The organism is Brevibacillus sp. JB24b (genome assembly GCF_051713385.1).
Taxonomy (GTDB): Bacteria; Bacillota; Bacilli; order Brevibacillales; family Brevibacillaceae; genus Brevibacillus_B; species Brevibacillus_B laterosporus.
Window position 1 is genome coordinate 4,262,749 of the sequence record NZ_JBNVQV010000001.1, and the last position, 18,673, is coordinate 4,281,421.

At 41.2% G+C, this 18,673-nt stretch carries 19 protein-coding genes; 9 read left to right on the top strand and 10 right to left on the bottom strand.

What is annotated here, in order from left to right; all coding sequences use genetic code 11:
* Window positions 1-52: 52 nt before the first annotated feature.
* The 4 genes from ACQV1I_RS19890 to ACQV1I_RS19905 form a co-directional block, all read right to left on the bottom strand.
* The gene (locus tag ACQV1I_RS19890; protein WP_116334222.1) at window positions 53-1,162 is read right to left on the bottom strand and encodes a YdcF family protein; all 1,110 of its coding nucleotides are present in this window, start codon (window positions 1,160-1,162) and stop codon (window positions 53-55) included.
* 329 nt (window positions 1,163-1,491) lie between these two features.
* Window positions 1,492-3,132: an alpha/beta hydrolase gene (locus ACQV1I_RS19895; protein WP_116334223.1), complete on the bottom strand. Its 1,641-nt coding sequence runs from the start codon at window positions 3,130-3,132 to the stop codon at window positions 1,492-1,494.
* 230 nt (window positions 3,133-3,362) lie between these two features.
* On the bottom strand, window positions 3,363-3,581 hold the full coding sequence (locus tag ACQV1I_RS19900; RefSeq protein WP_116334224.1) for a hypothetical protein: 219 nt from the start codon (window positions 3,579-3,581) through the stop codon (window positions 3,363-3,365).
* Window positions 3,582-3,889: 308 nt separating this feature from the next.
* Complete coding sequence (locus ACQV1I_RS19905) at window positions 3,890-4,492, bottom strand: phosphatidylglycerophosphatase A family protein (protein WP_094701140.1); 603 nt, start codon at window positions 4,490-4,492, stop codon at window positions 3,890-3,892.
* 253 nt (window positions 4,493-4,745) lie between these two features.
* Here ACQV1I_RS19905 and ACQV1I_RS19910 point away from each other — a divergent pair, with 253 nt between their 5' ends.
* A complete protein-coding gene (locus ACQV1I_RS19910) occupies window positions 4,746-5,474 on the top strand; it encodes an alpha/beta hydrolase (protein WP_116334225.1) in 729 nt (242 codons plus the stop codon).
* Window positions 5,475-5,505: 31 nt separating this feature from the next.
* On the opposite strand, the gene ACQV1I_RS19915 is transcribed toward ACQV1I_RS19910, so the two are convergent.
* Window positions 5,506-5,673, bottom strand: a complete 168-nt coding sequence (locus ACQV1I_RS19915) for a hypothetical protein (RefSeq protein ID WP_018673133.1) — start codon at window positions 5,671-5,673, stop codon at window positions 5,506-5,508.
* Between the two features lie 143 nt (window positions 5,674-5,816).
* On the opposite strand from ACQV1I_RS19915, the gene ACQV1I_RS19920 reads away from it, so the two are divergent.
* Both ACQV1I_RS19920 and ACQV1I_RS19925 read left to right on the top strand, forming a co-directional pair.
* The gene (locus ACQV1I_RS19920) at window positions 5,817-6,323 is read left to right on the top strand and encodes a 2'-5' RNA ligase family protein (protein WP_018673134.1); all 507 of its coding nucleotides are present in this window, start codon (window positions 5,817-5,819) and stop codon (window positions 6,321-6,323) included.
* Between the two features lie 132 nt (window positions 6,324-6,455).
* Window positions 6,456-6,899: a GNAT family N-acetyltransferase gene (locus tag ACQV1I_RS19925; RefSeq protein WP_094701138.1), complete on the top strand. Its 444-nt coding sequence runs from the start codon at window positions 6,456-6,458 to the stop codon at window positions 6,897-6,899.
* A 90-nt stretch (window positions 6,900-6,989) separates the two neighbouring features.
* On the opposite strand, the gene ACQV1I_RS19930 is transcribed toward ACQV1I_RS19925, so the two are convergent.
* On the bottom strand, window positions 6,990-7,838 hold the full coding sequence (locus ACQV1I_RS19930) for a PHP domain-containing protein (protein WP_116334226.1): 849 nt from the start codon (window positions 7,836-7,838) through the stop codon (window positions 6,990-6,992).
* A 160-nt stretch (window positions 7,839-7,998) separates the two neighbouring features.
* On the opposite strand from ACQV1I_RS19930, the gene ACQV1I_RS19935 reads away from it, so the two are divergent.
* Complete coding sequence (locus ACQV1I_RS19935; protein ID WP_094701136.1) at window positions 7,999-8,364, top strand: hypothetical protein; 366 nt, start codon at window positions 7,999-8,001, stop codon at window positions 8,362-8,364.
* A 103-nt stretch (window positions 8,365-8,467) separates the two neighbouring features.
* On the opposite strand, the gene ACQV1I_RS19940 is transcribed toward ACQV1I_RS19935, so the two are convergent.
* Window positions 8,468-9,382 carry an MBL fold metallo-hydrolase gene (locus tag ACQV1I_RS19940; RefSeq protein ID WP_116334227.1) on the bottom strand — a complete coding sequence of 305 codons (915 nt, stop codon included), beginning with the start codon at window positions 9,380-9,382 and terminating at the stop codon, window positions 8,468-8,470.
* A gap of 400 nt (window positions 9,383-9,782) precedes the next feature.
* Between ACQV1I_RS19940 and ACQV1I_RS19945 the strand changes: the two genes are divergently transcribed.
* Both ACQV1I_RS19945 and ACQV1I_RS19950 read left to right on the top strand, forming a co-directional pair.
* A complete protein-coding gene (locus tag ACQV1I_RS19945; protein WP_018673139.1) occupies window positions 9,783-11,159 on the top strand; it encodes a hemolysin family protein in 1,377 nt (458 codons plus the stop codon).
* Between the two features lie 60 nt (window positions 11,160-11,219).
* A complete protein-coding gene (locus tag ACQV1I_RS19950) occupies window positions 11,220-13,619 on the top strand; it encodes a UvrD-helicase domain-containing protein (RefSeq protein WP_116334228.1) in 2,400 nt (799 codons plus the stop codon).
* A 120-nt stretch (window positions 13,620-13,739) separates the two neighbouring features.
* On the opposite strand, the gene fabI is transcribed toward ACQV1I_RS19950, so the two are convergent.
* Together fabI and ACQV1I_RS19960 are read right to left on the bottom strand one after the other, a co-directional pair.
* A complete protein-coding gene (gene fabI / locus ACQV1I_RS19955; protein WP_018673141.1) occupies window positions 13,740-14,513 on the bottom strand; it encodes an enoyl-ACP reductase FabI in 774 nt (257 codons plus the stop codon).
* Window positions 14,514-14,606: 93 nt separating this feature from the next.
* Window positions 14,607-15,329: a ZIP family metal transporter gene (locus ACQV1I_RS19960; protein WP_116334229.1), complete on the bottom strand. Its 723-nt coding sequence runs from the start codon at window positions 15,327-15,329 to the stop codon at window positions 14,607-14,609.
* Between the two features lie 319 nt (window positions 15,330-15,648).
* On the opposite strand from ACQV1I_RS19960, the gene ACQV1I_RS19965 reads away from it, so the two are divergent.
* Both ACQV1I_RS19965 and ACQV1I_RS19970 read left to right on the top strand, forming a co-directional pair.
* Window positions 15,649-16,284, top strand: a complete 636-nt coding sequence (locus tag ACQV1I_RS19965) for a hypothetical protein (RefSeq protein ID WP_094701132.1) — start codon at window positions 15,649-15,651, stop codon at window positions 16,282-16,284.
* Between the two features lie 143 nt (window positions 16,285-16,427).
* A complete protein-coding gene (locus tag ACQV1I_RS19970) occupies window positions 16,428-17,003 on the top strand; it encodes a GNAT family N-acetyltransferase (RefSeq protein ID WP_116334230.1) in 576 nt (191 codons plus the stop codon).
* Window positions 17,004-17,067: 64 nt separating this feature from the next.
* Here ACQV1I_RS19970 and ACQV1I_RS19975 read toward each other — a convergent pair whose 3' ends face one another.
* Complete coding sequence (locus ACQV1I_RS19975) at window positions 17,068-17,793, bottom strand: TerC family protein (protein ID WP_116334231.1); 726 nt, start codon at window positions 17,791-17,793, stop codon at window positions 17,068-17,070.
* A 342-nt stretch (window positions 17,794-18,135) separates the two neighbouring features.
* Between ACQV1I_RS19975 and ACQV1I_RS19980 the strand changes: the two genes are divergently transcribed.
* Window positions 18,136-18,639, top strand: coding sequence for an ADP-heptose synthase (locus ACQV1I_RS19980; RefSeq protein WP_116334232.1), 504 nt, complete (start codon window positions 18,136-18,138; stop codon window positions 18,637-18,639).
* Window positions 18,640-18,673 lie beyond the last annotated feature (34 nt).

The window sequence follows — 18,673 nt, forward strand, 5'->3', positions numbered from 1 at the left end:
ATTTTTCATTACATAATACGAAGTAGCCCGATCTCACGATGAAACGTAACATCTATCGTTGTACTCCAGGGTACGCCCAAATTCCGCTTGTTCTCAATAAATCACGATAAATAACTAACTGCTCATCCTTTGTTACTTTATGAGCTTCTTCTAAGGATTTGTAATCTAGATATACCATATTCGTAATTGTACGATCGTTCTTTTTACCCAGTTGCTTCGCATAATGCTCGCTTGCTTCTTTAAACACACTTAGTCCGCGACGCATATGACTCGCACTAGATACCAGTGTCATATCCTTTAAGCCCTCACGTTCCATAATTGCAATGGAAAAAAGTGCATTTTCAACGGTATCAGTCGCTTTGTTATCTAATAAGATGCGATTCTTATCAATGCCTTGCTCCATTAACCATTTACTCATTGCGTCTGCCTCGGTTACACCTTTTTTCGGTACTCCACCGCTCACGATGATTTTAGAGTTGGGATACTGTTTTGCTAGAGCAAGCCCTGCTTTTAAACGCTCAATTAATGGCTCTCGCATAGTTCCATCCTCTGCTAGAGCATAGCCTAGAATGACAATGGCATGGTCTTTTTGTGGCAAGCCTTTTTGTACGTCCTTGTTAAAGACAGTCTGCATGTATGCTTCTGCTGAGGCAAGCTTTGCGACATACTCATTTGCTTTTTGCTCGTCCAATTTCTTTAATTTGGCCATTTGAGCTTCATACGTTTTTGTATCTCCATTAACCTTGGAATAAACGCCGTATAACAAATTAGCATTAAAATTAGTAGGTTCAAGATTCAAGATTTGCTGATAGGTTTCCAAAGCTTCAGGAAGCTTCTTTTGAATGATTTGAGTGGAAGCAAGTGCGAATTTCAGGTCATTATCAAAAGGATCAAGCATAGTTGCTTCTAGGTAAGCGTTTTCAACAACATCATATTTACCTTTTAGTGTAATACCTTTAAAAATCTCCGCTTCTGCTTTCTTTAAATCACCACCGTGCCAGTAATAATACATCGCTGTTTCTTTGAGCTGGTTGATGCGGTAGGTTGTAGGCTCATCATTTTTCACAGAAGTGGTACTTGGGTTAGCAAATACACTAGACGTTGTTACCAAGGACGCTGCTAAGATTACACTAGCTAGTAATTTTTTGTTGAGTAACACCATAAAAAATTCCTCCTTATGAACAGTTCTATGTTGTTAGGATAATCAGAAGTACGGCTTTGTACTGCCTTTTTCAGGCACAAGGAAATGGCTTTAAAAAGGCAAAAAAGCATGAACCAAAATGGTAGCAGAAAAATTTCCTTTTCGCACCTTTTGGCTCATGCCTAGTCGTACTAGTAACACGCCGTATAACTGATTTCATTTTGTTATACTGAATAATATCACACAATGTAAACGCATACAAGATAGAATTGAGTTTTTTAATAATAATATCATAATTGTGCCATTACTCTATTCACGTATGAAATGTCAAAATTTATTACAAAATATACCTATAGCTCTGTCTCTGTATCCTCATCTACTACCGCAAAATTATACCAGACAGACCGTGAAAACTCTTCCCCATGCTCATTAACTCCAGTGATTTCTATGCAAATATTATAAACTCCTGGTTCCCGTGGGGCTTTAAAAGTTCCTTGAATCTCATCGTCTTTTTCCTTAATTTTCAGATAATCATCTACCGCCAACAGCTGTCGATTCTTTGTTTCAACCATGCTAACATTAGCAAGTGTCTGTTTCTTAACAGTAGCTTCGGGTAATTCGACTCGTAATTCTCCACGTTCGCCTGGTTCGTAGATTTTTTTCTCGCTTACTATTTCCATTGGTTGTTCACTTTCCACCTGAGCAAACATAAAGTAAGCATCTTTTTTGCCCGACGCAACAAGCTTCCATTTTCCCTTTTCCGGCTCATCAATCTTGAATCCATTATGAATAGCACTTGCAAACAATTCCTGAGACTCGTCCGCATCCACGTCAGTATCAGAGCCGCTGTCCTCTAGTCTCTCTGGAGTGTACTCCTTGCCAGATGGGCTGATTAGCTTGATTTTTGTCTTTTCATTCGCTGTCATAACATCTACCATCATCTGACTAACTCCGCTTTCTAGCATGAAGGTATCCTGTGTTTTTCCTCTGATTTCCCCACCTCTTACAATCGTATTGCTAACGATTGAGGTTGGATTGTTTTCTTCTTCATCCATCTGATATTCTCTGTCTGCTTCCGGCGCAAATTTTGCTTGTAATTCTTTAGGGCTTTTACGTATTTTGGAGTCTACCTCTGACCATACGTGTTTAGCATCGGTTATGGCGGAGTGAGAGATATTTTTCTTAAATGTCTTGATTCCGTAGGGTAAGCCAAACGCGGAATCAACGGTAACGGCTCCATCGTCCTCACCTGGTAAAACTGCATGGGCAAACCAATACTTTGTAAACATGCCATCATCGCCCGTACCTGCTGCCATATAGGTTCTAGTTTTGTTGACATCCCTATGACTATCTGTTTGCTTTCGGAAATTAGCCATGTAGGAGGTTTGTAAGGAGTATACGGCGTCATCTTTTTTTCCTAGAATTTCAGCGAGCCAGGAGAACCACGAGGAATAGGCTAAGTCTGCTAGCTCAGAGCCTTTATTAGGAGTCGCAAGCTGATGAACCGTATGAACATAAGGGGCCGCACCATAATGTAGAAGGGCTGCTTGTGTATCAACACCACCTTTTGAATGAGCTACGATTGCTATTTGTTTTACGTGGTAATAATCGGCTACTTTTTTAATAACTTCAGCCAGCTTCTCTCCATTTGTATACATGTTGCCACCATCGCCATCAGCATCTCTTAATTGCACAAAAGCAGTGCGGTACCCTGAGTTGTAGGCTGCTTCATATAATCCGCCGTCTCGATACCATTTTTTGTAGTCCGAGTGAAGTCCTTGAACGAATAAAATGACAGGCTTGTCCAGCGAAACGTTAGGTGGAGTAGCTCCCGTATACCAATCACCAAAAGCACCATTGGGATTCTCATCGTGTAGAGTAGGCGCAGGGGCGGCCGCTAACGCTTTAGTAGAAAACATGGTGGTAGGTAGTAATAAACTCGAAGTTAGAGTAATACAAATCACAGCATGATACAGCTTAGATATGCGCATTAATTTTCCCTCCTTATTCATAACAACACTTTAATTTACATATTCTCCCTTTTACGTGCAATTGTCAATTATTTTTTGAATATTTAGTCACAAATTCATGCTCTTTATTTTTTATTCATGTTTCTCGTACAAAACCTTGGTTTTCTTTATAGAAAAAACATTTTGTTTACAACCTTTACGCAAAAAAACATCCTGCTCCACCTTTGCTGGTTAAGCAGGATGCTATTATCTTATTTTGCTTTTTGAAGGGTCTCTGCTACTTTTATCAAATCTTCTTTTGTAATATCTTTAGAGAAGGTCCACACCGAATAGCCTAAGCTCGTTCCGTTTTTTATCCAACTAATTCGTTTATGCATTTCCCCATCCGATCTTTTCATGGTTGTGTAGGCTGCTTCATTATCCCCAATCTTTACTTTTTCAGCGCTAAGTCGTTTTCTCTGACTTATCAATGAGCTTAGGCACCGTATAAATAGCAACTGCCTAGGGGCATCAGGTCGATAGTAGCTTCCAAGCTAGAGAAATCTGATGATAGCTAGCGCAAGATAAATAGGAAGAAACCTGAACATCTAGCTCAATTTCCAATTTCACGGTCAGCTTCTATATAGTACTTTTGCGACAAATATGCACGAAAAGCTGACTACCCTCACAGACAAAAAGCACCCTGCCAAAACCTGGCTTGAGTGCTTTCAACTTTCTATCCTTCATATGAGAAGCATTTGTACTCTCTACCCTCTTTAAAAGAATAGTACCTAAATACTTATCCAGCCTGATCAGAAGCCGTAGTAGCTGACTGACCTGCCATTCCAATGCTGATTCGTAAATCATCTGATTCTTCTTTCTTTCTCACTGCCTCAGTCTCTTCCTCATCGCGTAGTCGATGCGCCATTCGACTGGATGCGTTCGCGGCTATACTACACACCATGTCATCCAAAAACGTATTTACCTTACCTTCTGTTTTATTATCTAGCTGTTTAATTATTCCAATTTTTTGTTTATCTAGATGTCCAAACGTTGTTACAGCAATACTGCCATAGCCAAAAACGGAACCAAGTGCCAATGTTTCATCACAACCAAACAGACCTTCGTCACCTGCGATTATGGATTGCAAAGGTTCTGAAAGCAAACCTTTTTCAGCCAATTTATCCAGTTCGATGCCCACTAAAATGGCGTGTTGGATTTCACGTTTTTCTAAAACGGCCTGAACACTTTCTATGCAAGCTTCCATGGCCAAAGTCGGATAATAGGGCGATTGCATTGCGTGCACAATTTCTGCAATAGCCTCAATTGATACTCCTCGTTCTGTCAAGCTGGCTAAAGCTGCATCTCTAACTTGTTTACTGTGTACTCTCTCGATTTTCATAAAGCCAACCTCCTTACACACATGAGTGGCAAAATAATGAATACATCTTATATAGTATCACATTCTGTTTGGGTTGCGACTCCCTGCACTGATAGATCAAGCTATTTTGCTCTCATTCTTTACCAGATTCACGCAGATGGTTACTTTTTGGTTTCGTTCAGTATGCTCTTCCAAAAGTTTGAGCCCATTTCCCTTTTGCCGTTACCCTCCCGTATACAGTAAAATACGATTATCTAGCAAAGGAGGTTATCCCATGTCTACTGCTCAGACACCAAAAGGTAGCTTGTCCGAAGTGACTCTGGCTAGTCAATATCTGGGCACCACAGAAACGCTACTTATTTATACACCCCCTTTTTATTCATCGCTGTATTCTTATCCAGTCTTATACGCTCAAGATGGACGGGATTACTTAAGCTTGGGACGCCTGCCAGGTATGCTTGACAGTATGCTACATAAAAAGGAAATTCAGAATCTCATCGTCGTATTTATTCCTGTCGAACGGGAAAAAAGACGTTCGCGTTATCACCCTGATGGCGAGGAATTTAATGCCTATATACGCTTTATGGCAGAAGAGGTAGTACCGTATATGGATAAACATTTTGCCACAGAGCCATTGAGTGGTGGACGGACACTGATCGGTGATTCACTCGGTGGTACAGTTTCCTTAGCGGCAGCTATCCGTTATCCCCATACATTTGGTAATGTAGCCTCCCAATCAGGAGCCCTGTATGAATCCTTTTATACATTGGCAGCAAATAGTCATTCCTATGGGCAATTATCTCTTTATTTGGAGATTGGTACAAAAGAAACGGCTGTCTCCACAAGCTACGGTGTTATTGATCTATTTACTCCACACCAACGCTTTGTAGAATTGTTGCAACAAAAAAAGGCCACCTTTCACTTAGAAATAAGCGAAGGCGACCATACCTGGGAGCATTGGCAAGCCCATTTGCCCCAGATTATTCGTTATTTTTACTCATAGCAAAAAATATAGATAAGCCCAAATGATAGCTTTATTCTCTAGGGGCTGGATCTGTCGGGTCACGTAACTGAGAACGGGCAGCTCCATTGGTTACAACTGTTTTATCGCTTTTAAGAATAACCCAAAGTATAGTAAAGAGAAGCACAAGTAGCATCGTAATTCCTAAAAAAGCGTAAGTCATCAGAACAGCACTTTTCATATGTATCACCCCCTTTTCCAGTAGGGTTTCCTGAAAAAGGTAAGTATATACAAGACAACTGCAACATTATACACCGAAAGAATTTTCTGTTAAAATAGAAGAAAGCTTTTAATGGGCATTTTATATGAGGAGGAGGGTTTTCCATGAAATATAGTATCGTACTTTTCCCATCAAAAGAAGTGCAAGAAATCGCCAACTCATACCGCAAACGGTACGACCCTGCCTATGCCTTGGTCCAGCCATATATCCGGTTAAAAGAGGCATTTGAAGCGGATGATACACAGATTGCTACCTTGTCCGCCCAATTGGAAGACATCGCGAAATCAACCTCATCTTTTTCTATTAATTTCCACAGAGCTTCTACGTTCCACCCTACTACAAACGTTATTTTTCTATCTTTTCAGAACAAAGAAGCTGTTGAAGACTTACATGCCAACATTTTGAAAAACTTTGGCGATCATCAAGAGGAGTTTGCCTTTGTCCCTCATCTGACCATAGGACGTGACCTTAGTGAGTCAGAATTAAAGGATGTTGTCGACCAGCTGGGCATGATGAAATTTGATCTTCCTTCCGAAATAACCAGTTTGCATTTAATGAAAGAAGAAGTAGATGGTAAGTGGTCAATTGTAAGAAGCTTTCCACTGGCCTAACTGTTGTCTGTAAGTTGAGACGAAAACAGGGCCATGCTCGTTATGGCCTTGTTTTTTAACAGATCAATGTCTCAACCTCAGCTAATCATCTATATACAATAGATACTCTTACACATTTTGGAGGAAAGTCAGATGTATACAATACGCCAAGTAACCGCGGAAAAAGAATTACAAGATGCCTTGCATGTTCGCCGTGTTGTTTTTATAGAAGAACAACAGGTACCAGAGGACCTAGAAATTGATGGGTATGATCAACTCTCTGATCCAACAACACACGTTGTAGCCTACCGAGATAACGAACCAGTAGCTACTGGACGACTTCGCTCTCACGAAACAGGAGTCGGAAAAATTGAACGTGTTGCTGTTAAACAAGAAACGCGTGGGACAGGCCTTGGTCGTGATCTAATGAATCACATGGAAAAACTCGCTGTTCAACAAGGATACTCTACACTAAAGCTCTCGGCTCAGTTACACGCTCAACCATTTTATGAGAAATTAGGGTATGTGGGATACGGTGAGATTTTTGATGATGCCGGTATCGATCATATTATGATGAAAAAACAGTTGAATAGATAGTAAACTACCCATACACAAAAACACACGCAGGGCAATCTACTCCCCTACGTGTGTTTTTGTTTGCCATTCTATTTTCATATCAAATATGACTTATTTTTGTTGTCGTAACGCTGCTAGCTTTCGCATTTTATCAACAGCCTCACTAGATGTGCCATAGGCCCCCAGTGGTGCATGAAATGTCTGATTTCCACGGTATCCATGAAAATCAGAACCACCTGTAACAATCAATCCATATTCTTCTGCTAGTTGTTGATATACTACCTTATCTTCTTCTGAATTGTCAGGGTGGTTAATCTCGATACCATCTAGTCCATAGACAATTAGTTCTTCTACCAATTCGTTGTTATGATATAAGCCAGGGTGAGCGATAACTGCCACGCCACCCGCTTTCTTAATCATGTTGATTGCTACTAATGGCTCGATCCGCTCTACATTTACATAAGCGGCTCCACCTTCTCCCAAATACTTCTGGAAAGCATCGTCAATAGAAGTAGCAAGCCCCTTTATTACCAATTCTTCTGCAATGTGTGGGCGACCAATATTTTTATCATCAGAGGTTTTGCGACGATACACATCTTCTACCGTAATATCTACTCCTATCTCCTGAAGACGCGCAATCAATTTCAAATTACGTAGATGACGCACATCACGTAGCTCTGCTAATGCTTTATGGAAAGTCAGGTCATCAAACGGAATAAAATAACCAAGGATATGAATATCTTTTCCCTCGTGAGCAGTACTAATCTCGACACCAGGTACCACTTCTACACCTAATTCAATTCCCTTTTGAATCGCTTCTGCTATTCCAGCTATCGTATCGTGGTCTGTAATAGCAACCGCGTTGAGGCCTGCCTCTTTAGCGAGCTGCACATTTTCTGCTGGTGTCGTTGTTCCATCAGATGCCAACGTATGGGTATGTAAATCACATGAAATCTCCAAATCAATCACCCCAATTTTAGAAAACTTAAACTTGGTTTTACCACTTCTATAGATAAAATTCCAAATGACATCTAATCTATAGAAAAAGCAGTCTGAAAAAATGAGCGCTTACATATAACTGAAGGTATAAACTGGAAAGTAAAGCAAGGAGGGAGCCTTCGTGCAACTTGAATGCAATACTTTAGTAGGTATGGTTCAGCCATTGTGGTATGTAGAGAAGACGCTTTTAGAGCAAGGTTTTCGTCGGAACAAAAACCAAGATTCACCCACCTATAACGCAATGATCTACGATTCATCAACAGGCATGACCTATTATCTGCGGATTCCCACCCGTCATACGGTCCTCAAGGAAATTAAAGATGAGGAAATGATAAAAATCGGTTCCCCTTATTTAAAAATAAAGATGGCCTCACGAACATCCCGAGAAGGTCTCTTGATTCCCCGGGCAATAAAGGCGGCAGCGGAACATAAACTTGCTGAAATAGCCGATTATTTAAGCAAACCTTATCAAGAAGCCGCTCAATAAGCCATTAACCAGCTCTTTTATCATAACATAAACGAATTTTACTCTACATAGGCGGGGTGATTTTAGCACACATTTTATATCTATGTAATCAAAAATAAATATTTTATTCATTTTTGATGCAAAATAACAAGCGATTTCCCTCGAAGTAATAGGAAAGTTTTCCTTGTCTGTGAAGCCCAGTCACATAGCCCATAAAAGCCGTACGAAATAAAGCATAGCTAGTCATATTCTGAATGGAAATATTGCGCTTTTCACAAATCCATGTTAAGCCCTCTTCTAAGGTAGCTGGCTGGACGCTAAACCATTGCTCTATCTCTCCCAAAATTTGTTGATGATACCCTTCATTATAAGCTAGTGTAGATAAAACATCCGTCTCAAACATTCCATGCCCTGGTAAATATCCTTGATAGTTGGTTTGTTGCAAGCGTTGGATACTTTGTACTGCTTCGTCCGCATCGATAAGAAAAGGGAGACGATGTTTCTCTAATACCTCAGGTGAATAATAAGCATCTGCAGCAAAACAGATGCCATCTACCGCAATACCAAGCTGATTCCAACTGTGTCCTGGCAAGCTGATCGTTTGGAAGGTACAATCAGATAAGATCAGTTCACCGTTCTCTGGTAAAATTTCATCTACACGCGAAGGATCAGCTAACAAAAATTTATTACACAATTCAGGTAGTGGAGATGCCCCCATACTTAGGTAAATCGGTTCTAATCTTGGGTTTCGAATAATAGCTTCTTCCAAAGCTGGCGCAAACACCAAGGCTTGGGGATATTGCTGAAGCAGATAATGATTACCCCCAAAGTGATCTGCATGTGAATGTGTTTGTATAATGGCATACAAGGGCTGCGACAATTCGTCCAACCCTTTCTTTGCTTTTTTGGCTGTTTGTGTATCCAAGCCTGAGTCAATCAGCACTGCCCCGTTCTCTGTTATCACAATGCCAATATTGACACTCCCTGGAAAGTATCCAACTCTTTTGGTCACCATAGTTGGAACGTAGACTTTCGTCATAAGTAAGCCCCCCCTTTTTATTGATTATTTACTTTTTTCCACTCTTGCCTCTAGCAATCCTTTATTTCCACAAGTTGTTACTGAGCATCGAAATGAGTCAATTGCTCCTGCAAAAAAATCGGGCCGAGTGAATGAATACATGCATGATTTCCAGAAAAAAGGAGCCACAGCGATGCTCGTAGCTTTTTCCTGCCAGGATTAGAGATATCTGGTTTTGACTATCCAATTCTCCTGCTGGTATACTAATGTGTAAACAATTTATATAAACTTTTTATTTTCCTTGGCATACAAACATGTCATCATTTGTCCAAACGTTCATAATCTACAACATTATATATAAATTCAACGAAAGATGGAGGTGAGTTCTCCCTTTCTACAAGCTAGAAGGTGGAGAAACTATTTGGACAGTATACCGATAGATCCGTCGAACCTACTGTTAATAGCAGGTCAAGTATTTGTAGCTATCCTGTTGGTTCTTTTAAACGGATTTTTCGTTGCAGCCGAGTTTTCCTTGGTAAAGGTGCGTCAAACGCGCTTAACCCAATTGGTTAACGAAGGTAGCAAAAGCGCCGTTTACGCGCAAAAGGTAACACAACAACTAGACGCTTATTTATCCGCCTGCCAGTTGGGGATTACACTCGCATCCTTGGCACTTGGTTGGGTCGGGGAACCAGTGATAGGCAATCTGATTGTCAAACCACTCCTTGGCCACTGGATCGCGTCTGAGGCTCTTTTACACTCCATTTCCATTGCGATTGCATTCGGTATTATTACCTTTTTGCACATCGTTCTTGGAGAATTGGCGCCAAAATCAGTTGCCATTCAAAAAGCGGAATCAACCTCCCTATTGGTGGCGGCTCCGCTCATGTTCTTCTACAAAATCAGTTTCCCCATCATTTGGGTACTGAATGGTGCAGCTACCTTTTTATTGCGCCGTTTGGGCATTCAACCTGTCTCTGAAAATGAGACGGCCCATACAGAAGAAGAAATTCGTTTGTTGGTAAATGAAAGTCACAAAAGCGGTCACATTGATGTCGAAGAGATGGAGCTTGTGGATAATGTATTTGATTTCTCCGAACGTCTTGCTCGTGAAATCATGATTCCACGAATTGACATGATCTGCTTATATGATGACAATACCTTTGAAGAAAACCTGCAAATGATTCGTGATCAACGCCATACGCGTTTTCCTGTCGCTCATAACGACAAAGACAGAATCATTGGTTTTGTGCATACTTCAGACTTCTACCTAGCGGCTCTCACAGAAGGCAAAGCCAATCTGCATGACTTCTTGCGCCCTATCTTAACGGTACCAGAGTCCATGGAAGTAAGTCATGTTCTGCGTCTGATGCAAAAGCGTCGTTCACAGATTGCTATCGTCATTGATGAATATGGCGGTACTGCCGGATTCATTACCATGGAAGATATCCTAGAAGAGATCGTAGGCGAAATTCAGGATGAATTTGATGCATTTGAGCGTCCTGAGATAGAGTCCAAAGCGGAAAATATTTTATCAGTATCTGGTAAAACATTGCTTAACGACTTGAATGATATCTTACCTATAGAGCTGGTTTCCGATGATGTAGATACAATTGCTGGCTGGGTATATAGCCAACTAAGTGAAGAAGTGACAGCTGGGAAGTCTGTTCTCTATAAAAACTTTAAGTTTACGATTACAGAATTCGATAATCACCGCATAAATAGAATTGCCATTGAACAGCTTGAAGTAGAGCCAGCACAAGAAGATTCGTCTGGCGACATCCTATTGCAAGCCTGATAACTGGAATGTCCCTCTATCATTGAGGGACATTTCCGTTTGTATAGGAGTGAATGTATATTGAATATTGCCAAGTACAATGATGAGTTGCTTTTGTTACGCAAAGACAACTATGCAAAAATTCCCACTTGGCGCATGTATGCAAAGCAAGGGGAACTATCTTGCCCCGTTTGTGGACAACCTGTTCATATCGTTGCTGGCATAAGCCGTGAGCCATTTTTTACTCATTTACATACTGCTCCCTGTTCCTTAGACGAACTGGACAGCTACTTACAACAAGCATTGGTACCTGCGGAATTAGCAGCTACTACCAGCAATATTGTACTCAAAGCGGAACATCCTACATCAACACCAAGCCTGGAATCTGTACAAACCTCTGCTAATCATGACCACTCCAATGATGTCATGGTCGGTGGGTTCCGGTTACCTAAGGGACGTAGTATTGCATCCCCAGCAACAACTGTAACACAAGCGCCCGCTACACCTGTTAAAAGCTTCCGAACCTTAATTGCACCAAAACAACGCACGCAGGTATTAGAAGAACGCTATCATTCAGCCCTGCATCCTGCACAAGAACAAGCTGTTACTTGTACAGAGGGGCCCTTATTAATTCTCGCAGGTGCTGGAAGTGGTAAAACCCGTGTTATGACTGCCCGTACTGCCCATTTAATTACACAGATGAATATTGACCCACGTTCTATCATGGTGGTCACCTTCACTACCAAAGCAGCCGGAGAAATTAAACGTCGTTTAATGAAATCTTTACCTTCACATCAATCATCTGCTCTGATTGCAGGTACCTTCCATAGCTTGTTTTATCGAATGCTACTATTTCATCAGCCTGAACGCTGGGATCAGCAACGCTTGTTAAAACAAGAATGGCAAAAGCGTAAATTTATACGTGAAACAGGTGCTATCGCACAGATGGAGAATCCAATAGTCAAAGAGTCAGATTTTGAAGCAGTCATGAGTATCATAAGCCGTTGGAAAAATGAATATATCACCCCTTCCGATGCACAGCTATTGTCTGTAGACAGCTCAGAAGAAAAGCAAGCACAGGAGCTATATCCTCTGTATGAAATGCTAAAAAAACAACATGGTTGGTTTGACTTTGATGATATGCTAATTGGCTGTTATGAAATGCTAAAAGATGATCCGCATATCTTGTCGTTATACCAAGGACGCATCCGATACATTATGATTGATGAGTTCCAAGATATTAATCGTGTTCAATATGAAACGGTAAAATTACTGGCATCTCCTGAAAACAATCTTTGCGTAATCGGAGACGACGATCAGTCCATTTATGGCTTTCGCGGAAGTGACCCACGTTACATTCTTGGATTTACCGCAGATTATCCTAATGCAAAAACCATTTCATTAGAAGTAAACTATCGTTCTCGTTCTTCTATCGTGGGTCTTGGCTATTCCCTAATCGGGAACAATCGCACTCGTTGGAAAAAGGAACTAAAGTCATTTCATCAGGAAGAAGGCTCTTGCTATCTATTCCAACCAGTGGATGAAGAGGAACAAGCATCCCGCATCGTGGATGAAATTAAACTACGCCTGCAAAATGGAGCACAGCCCCACCAATTTGCGCTGTTGTTTCGTACCTACGAGTCTACACGCCCTTTATTAGAACGTCTAAGCGAGGCAGATATTCCTTTCTCCTTTACACGAGAGGATGAACCTTTTTATAGCAAGCAAGTGATTCGCTGGGCACTGGGCTACCTGCGATTAGTGGTAGATCGAGAGAATGAATCAGCGCTGCGAGAAATATTGCCCACGCTTTATCTGTCGCCAACCGTTTGGAACGATATTCGAAGCCAGTCGATTTTAAATAATTGTTCACAGTTAACCGTGCTTCCCGAATTAACCCATTTAAAAACCTTTCAACGGGCACAAATGCGTAAAGTAGTGGATACGCTAAGTAGCTTACATAATGCTACTCCCGCTCATGCGCTTGAAACGATTTATGAGGATCTTAAATTACGTGATTACGTAAAAAAACGTGATAAAGATCGACCAGAACGAGACCAGGAACGCTCCACAGATGAATTACGTCAATTATTGGTATCAGCTAAACGTCATGCTAGCATTCGAGATTTCATTATGTATATTGATGAGATGGTAAAAAAGGAAGCCGAGTGGCGTAAACAACCACAAAACAATAACAATGCCGTACAAATGTTAAGTATTCATCGAGCAAAGGGCTTAGAATTCGATACTGTCTTTTTAGTGGATGTAGTAGAAGGGGCAATCCCTCATGATTTTGCTATGGATCAAGCACGCCAAGGAAACAAGGACGCTATTGAAGAAGAGCGTCGCCTCATGTATGTAGCTGTTACCCGAGCAAGACATGATTTATTTATTGGTGTACCCACAGAGAGATTCGGTCGTAAAACACGTATGTCCCGCTTTGTTTCAGAGATGGGTCGAGGAAAAAAAGAACCAGAATAGTACTTGTACGATCAAATAAAATACCCCTATGCTTGCCTGGATAAGGTTCATTTTCTAAAGAGCAGAACTGAACTTTACCTTCACGGCAATCCATGGGGGTATTTTTCTTAGCGGTCTAGCTTAACGACCGATGATATTGTAGCCAGCGTCAACATGCAACACTTCACCCGTAATACCACGAGACATATAGCTCATCAAGAATAAAGCTGTATCGCCTACTTCTGTTTGATCAATCGTACGACGTAGGGGAGCTTTTTCCTCAATTTCTTTGATGATAGCATTAAAGCCGCTAATTCCTTTTGCAGCTAATGTACGGATTGGACCTGCAGAGATCGCATTTACGCGAATGTCGTCTTTGCCAAGATCACTTGCCAAATAGCGTACACTCATATCGAGGGCCGCTTTTGCTACACCCATCACGTTGTAATTGGAGACTACGCGCTCACCACCTAGATATGTCAACGTAACGATACTACCACCCTCTGTCATAAGCGGACGAGCTTCACGAGCTACCGCTACAAGAGAATACGCACTGATATCATGTGCTAACGCAAATCCATCACGGGAGGTATCAACGAACTCACCACTTAGATCTTCTCCTTTAGCAAATGCGATGCAGTGAGCGATACCATGTAATACTCCTACTTTTTCTTTAATAGATTGGAATAACGCTGCTACCTCTTTATCATTGGTAACATCGCAGTTGTACAATATTTGCTCAGGCTGGTCCAGCGTTGCTGCCAAATCCTCTACATTCTTTTTCAATCGCTCTCCTTGATATGTGAAAATCAAGTTCGCTCCCGCTTTCGACAAGGATTGTGCAATTCCCCACGCGATGCTGCGATGATTAGCTACACCCATAACCAAAATATTTTTACCTTGCAACAATTTCATATGTAAAAACCCCTTTCTTTCCCAACATACTCCAAACATTATAACTTATATTAGCTTGTTCTACGAGTTATCGCTAGTAGTCTGATTAGTCATTTAGTGAGTATGTGTATGAAAAAAGAGCGAAAAAACCATATACAACACCATCGATACACAAAAGTAAAGACTTAATCTAGGGTAATTTCGATTTTGTATGAGAGGAACCAGGTGACTAGCTGCTACGTATAAAAATACCCCTGCTGACAAAGCTAGTCCTGCGCTTGTCCATGCTTCGGAAATCCATTGTCCAGCCAGACGCAAGGTCACGGCTCCAAGAATAGTAGCCCCACATAAACCAAGCCCCCCCAGTAAAGCTATTCCACGTTTTCCCGTTGCTGCTAGCAATAGCGAAGATACCGTAATTCCATCTGGCAATCGGTGCAAGATGAGCGCTATTAGCAATGGAAGAGCAAGGCCTGCATCGGTATCCAATCCTGCCGCAATCGAAAATCCTTCAAAATAGGCATGCATGAAAAATCCGAGACTTATTCCGATCAGGTTATTCGTATGTGGCTTTCCTTGGTCATGTCGAATGCTTTCTAATAAAAATAGCAGCATAAAGCCTACCAATACTAACGGCAGAAATTGATGTCCACCACCTAGCATGGCATGTGGCAAAAGATCCAGAACCGTTAAACTCAGTAAAATGCCGCCTCCTAAACTAATCATCACAAATAACGCCTGCTCAGACCACTTTTTACGAAAACAAATCGTAAAACTGCCAAGCAAACTAGCAGCACAAACCAGTAACAACAGAAGTGATATTGAAGGATGCCACATTATTTCATGCCCTGCCTTCCTTGTCCACAATCAGACAAACTGTTGATCTGATTCATTGTACGCGTACCGATAGATAGTTATGCCCTTCTGTTCGTGTCAAAGCTAGACACCCATCCCTATACTTGTCCAAATTCGCCGAATGATCACTAGTTTTTAGAACCTTTGTCGATTGGCTTTTTCCGGGAAAAATAGGTGCTATAATACCTGTAGAAAATAGAATCGAAATCTGTTCGGTACGCATTCACCTTCGCCCTGTTGTATTAGCTGGTCACAATTGTCTAAAATCTGCTTTGAGGAATTTCGATTGGAGAGTGATCACATGAAGCAAATGCTGCATACCTGGATGGCTTCTAAAGAAGTAGCCGAAAAATTGGACTTACATGTTCGTACCTTGCGTAACTGGCTAGATTTATTTGTTCCTACAAGCCAACGACAAAAAAATCCACAAGGACATTATCTCATTAGCACAGACGGATTCATCTTGCTGCAAGAGGCAAAAAAACGCAAAGATTCCGGGAACAGTTCCCTAAAAGAAATTCAGCGAGAAATGCTAGAAGAAGGTATCCTACCTGTAGATATCTTAGATAATGAAGTCGCTGCCAATATGGAGACACAGGTTACTGAATCAAAAGCATTACCTAGTCAGCCTCTCACAAACGCACTTCGAGAGGTAGAGATGACCGTACAAGATACACTCCTTCAATTCCAAAAAGAAATAAGTCAATTAGCCACTCTGCCACAGTTGCATGCTTCTATATTAGAAAAAATCGCTGAAATTGAAGATAAACAAGAAGCTCTTCGTCTGGAAATGCGCCGCGTGACGTTTGAAATGGATCTCATGCATCAACGTTTGACACGTCGTAAGCAACGTTCTAATCGCTATGAAAGTAGATGGTCACTTAATCCTTTTCGCTGGTTTACTCGTAGTAACAACCATAGTGTAATTTCAGAGTAGAGACTTTTGTCTTTTGTCCCTCCGGCATAAGCCGGTATTTTTTTTGGCTTTGCGCCATTAGCTCCCTGTCTTATAATGAAAAAAGATTATTACTTTTGCAAAAATATCTTCCAAATGAATGTATAGGATAGGAGGTTACAACCATGCATATGCAAAAAAAAAATCCTTCCCTTCAAAATATTATTCTGCGTGATCTTCGGTCAGAGGATATTCCTCTCATATGGCACTATAACTTTGAGGCTGCGGACAGAGAGTTTCATAATTGGAATGGCCCCTATCAACCTGTCGTCTATGTGTCTGAAGAGGAATACGCAAACCGATACCATGAGGATTTACTCCTAGTAAACACTACAATTCCCCGCAGGAATTTAGTGATCGAAATTAATGGTGAGCTAAAAGGTACAGTAGGTCGTTACTGGGTAGACAAAGCGACTAATTGGTGCGAAATAGGCATTGTAATTTATGATTCGTCCTATTGGTCTGGCGGTTACGGAACCATTGCTTTTCAATCGTGGATTGATTATTTATTTACCGAAATGGATGTGGTTCGTTTAGGAATCTCCACATGGTCAGGTAACGAGCGGATGATGCGTCTTGCCCAAAAATGCGGTATGCAAGAAGAAGGCCGAATACGACAAGCAAGAATTGTCCGTGGTGCATACTATGATTCTATCAAGATGGGAATTTTGCGTAGTGAATGGCAGGCTAAAAGATCCTAGCCACACTTCCTGCCTCCAAAATAAAAGAAACGCCACGGAGCATGCTTGCTCACGTGGCTACTTTTTACGATCCGATATTCACTTCATGATGAGAGCTATTCTCCTGCATCATCTGGTTAGCCTTGGCTTTTTTCGCCATCCGATTACGTTGCCAGTAACCAGCTGCGATTACTCCCACAATAACAACACCTTTCAATAGATAGCTTATCCAAGGATTAGCGTTGAAGAATGGTTGTAAATGAGCCTCATGCGTAATCATTTTAGCAGCCGCTAAAGCTAGAATTCCTGCCCCTACATAAGGAATCCATGCATAGCGATCCATCGCCTTGAGAATTAACGTGCTTCCCCATACCATGATTGGCACACTAATCAGTAAGCCAATAATAATGAGCACCATGTTACCATGAGCAGTACCAGCAATGGCTACAACGTTATCAATTCCCATCGTTACATCGGCGATCACAATGGTTCGAATCGCTGCCATTAACGAATCCCCTGCTTTGACGTCCTTTTCATGCCCATCTTCCACCAACAAATTATAAGAAATCCAAACAAGCAAGAGACCTCCGACAACAAATAAGAACGGAATTTGTAACAAATACGCTGCTGCAATAGTTGCAATTACACGTACAACTACAGCTAATCCTGTTCCCCAGAAAATCGCTTTTTTCTTTTGCTCCAGCGGCAGGTTTCGGCTTGCCATGGCAATGACCACTGCATTGTCTCCACCAAGCAAAATGTCGATAGCAATGATCATTAGTAACTGAATAATAAATTCTGTCTCAAACATAATTTCTTCCCTCCCTGCCCTCGTGGGCTTATCTCACCTTTGAACGACTTTCCTTGATCTCCCTGCTGATTCTTCATGAATACAAATTTCCATGATTGACAACAAAAAAGACCTTTACCTACGCACATATCCTGTACATAGGCAAAGGTCTTGCTAACAACGATCAGTTGCCAACAAAGCCGAGGATTCACACCCTGTAATGACGACTTTGCTGTAAAAGCTACTCCCCTTTGACTGAGAGTTACGTTCTTTTAAGTTTTATAATGTCATCATACGAGTAACTCCACTTGTTGTCAAGCATCCTTTTCAGTATGATGGATGAGTAAGGAGGAGGAGACAAAAGTGAAGAAACCATTTGTGATTGAAGCCATCATGCTGGCTATTTACGGCAATTTACTAGTGCCAAGCGAGCCTGTCGAATACCTCATCCCCTCTTCTACTCTCCGTGAACTGGACGAATTTATCGGAAATTCTAGTCCCATCATGCATGACCCGGAAGAAGAGCAACGGGTAAGGGAAATTATTGGAGACATGATCCAATATTTCCACAATCCTTTTCGACGTAAAATGATGGAAAAATCATTGGTAGCACCATGGTCTACCGTTACTTTTGAACATAGTGATACTGTTCACTTTACCATTGTAAAAGCGGAAGATACCGCCATGTGGGGAGAGATTTTTGACCCCATTGAAACCGAATTAATCTTAACAGCGATGAAATGGGACGTTCCCCTAATTACTGATCAAACCGAATGGCAGGATCGTTTGCTGAAATATGTAATTCCAATTCAATTTTATGATATTGAGGACTTCGATTTTGCCGTGGAGCCCAAACTCTATTTATAGAGAAAAAGAAAGGCTTATCCTTTATAACAAATGG

Bases quoted from the DNA above. Each gene is read 5' to 3' on its own strand.
- ACQV1I_RS19890 (WP_116334222.1), bottom strand. From the start codon at position 1,162: ATGGTGTTACTCAACAAAAAATTACTAGCTAGTGTAATCTTAGCAGCG.
- ACQV1I_RS19905 (WP_094701140.1), bottom strand. From the start codon at position 4,492: ATGAAAATCGAGAGAGTACACAGTAAACAAGTTAGAGATGCAGCTTTA.
- ACQV1I_RS19965 (WP_094701132.1), top strand. From the start codon at position 15,649: ATGAAGCAAATGCTGCATACCTGGATGGCTTCTAAAGAAGTAGCCGAA.
- ACQV1I_RS19925 (WP_094701138.1), top strand. From the start codon at position 6,456: ATGTATACAATACGCCAAGTAACCGCGGAAAAAGAATTACAAGATGCC.
- ACQV1I_RS19940 (WP_116334227.1), bottom strand. From the start codon at position 9,382: ATGACGAAAGTCTACGTTCCAACTATGGTGACCAAAAGAGTTGGATAC.
- ACQV1I_RS19970 (WP_116334230.1), top strand. From the start codon at position 16,428: ATGCATATGCAAAAAAAAAATCCTTCCCTTCAAAATATTATTCTGCGT.
- ACQV1I_RS19975 (WP_116334231.1), bottom strand. From the start codon at position 17,793: ATGTTTGAGACAGAATTTATTATTCAGTTACTAATGATCATTGCTATC.
- ACQV1I_RS19920 (WP_018673134.1), top strand. From the start codon at position 5,817: ATGAAATATAGTATCGTACTTTTCCCATCAAAAGAAGTGCAAGAAATC.
- ACQV1I_RS19910 (WP_116334225.1), top strand. From the start codon at position 4,746: ATGTCTACTGCTCAGACACCAAAAGGTAGCTTGTCCGAAGTGACTCTG.
- ACQV1I_RS19895 (WP_116334223.1), bottom strand. From the start codon at position 3,132: ATGCGCATATCTAAGCTGTATCATGCTGTGATTTGTATTACTCTAACT.
- ACQV1I_RS19915 (WP_018673133.1), bottom strand. From the start codon at position 5,673: ATGAAAAGTGCTGTTCTGATGACTTACGCTTTTTTAGGAATTACGATG.
- fabI (WP_018673141.1), bottom strand. From the start codon at position 14,513: ATGAAATTGTTGCAAGGTAAAAATATTTTGGTTATGGGTGTAGCTAAT.
- ACQV1I_RS19960 (WP_116334229.1), bottom strand. From the start codon at position 15,329: ATGTGGCATCCTTCAATATCACTTCTGTTGTTACTGGTTTGTGCTGCT.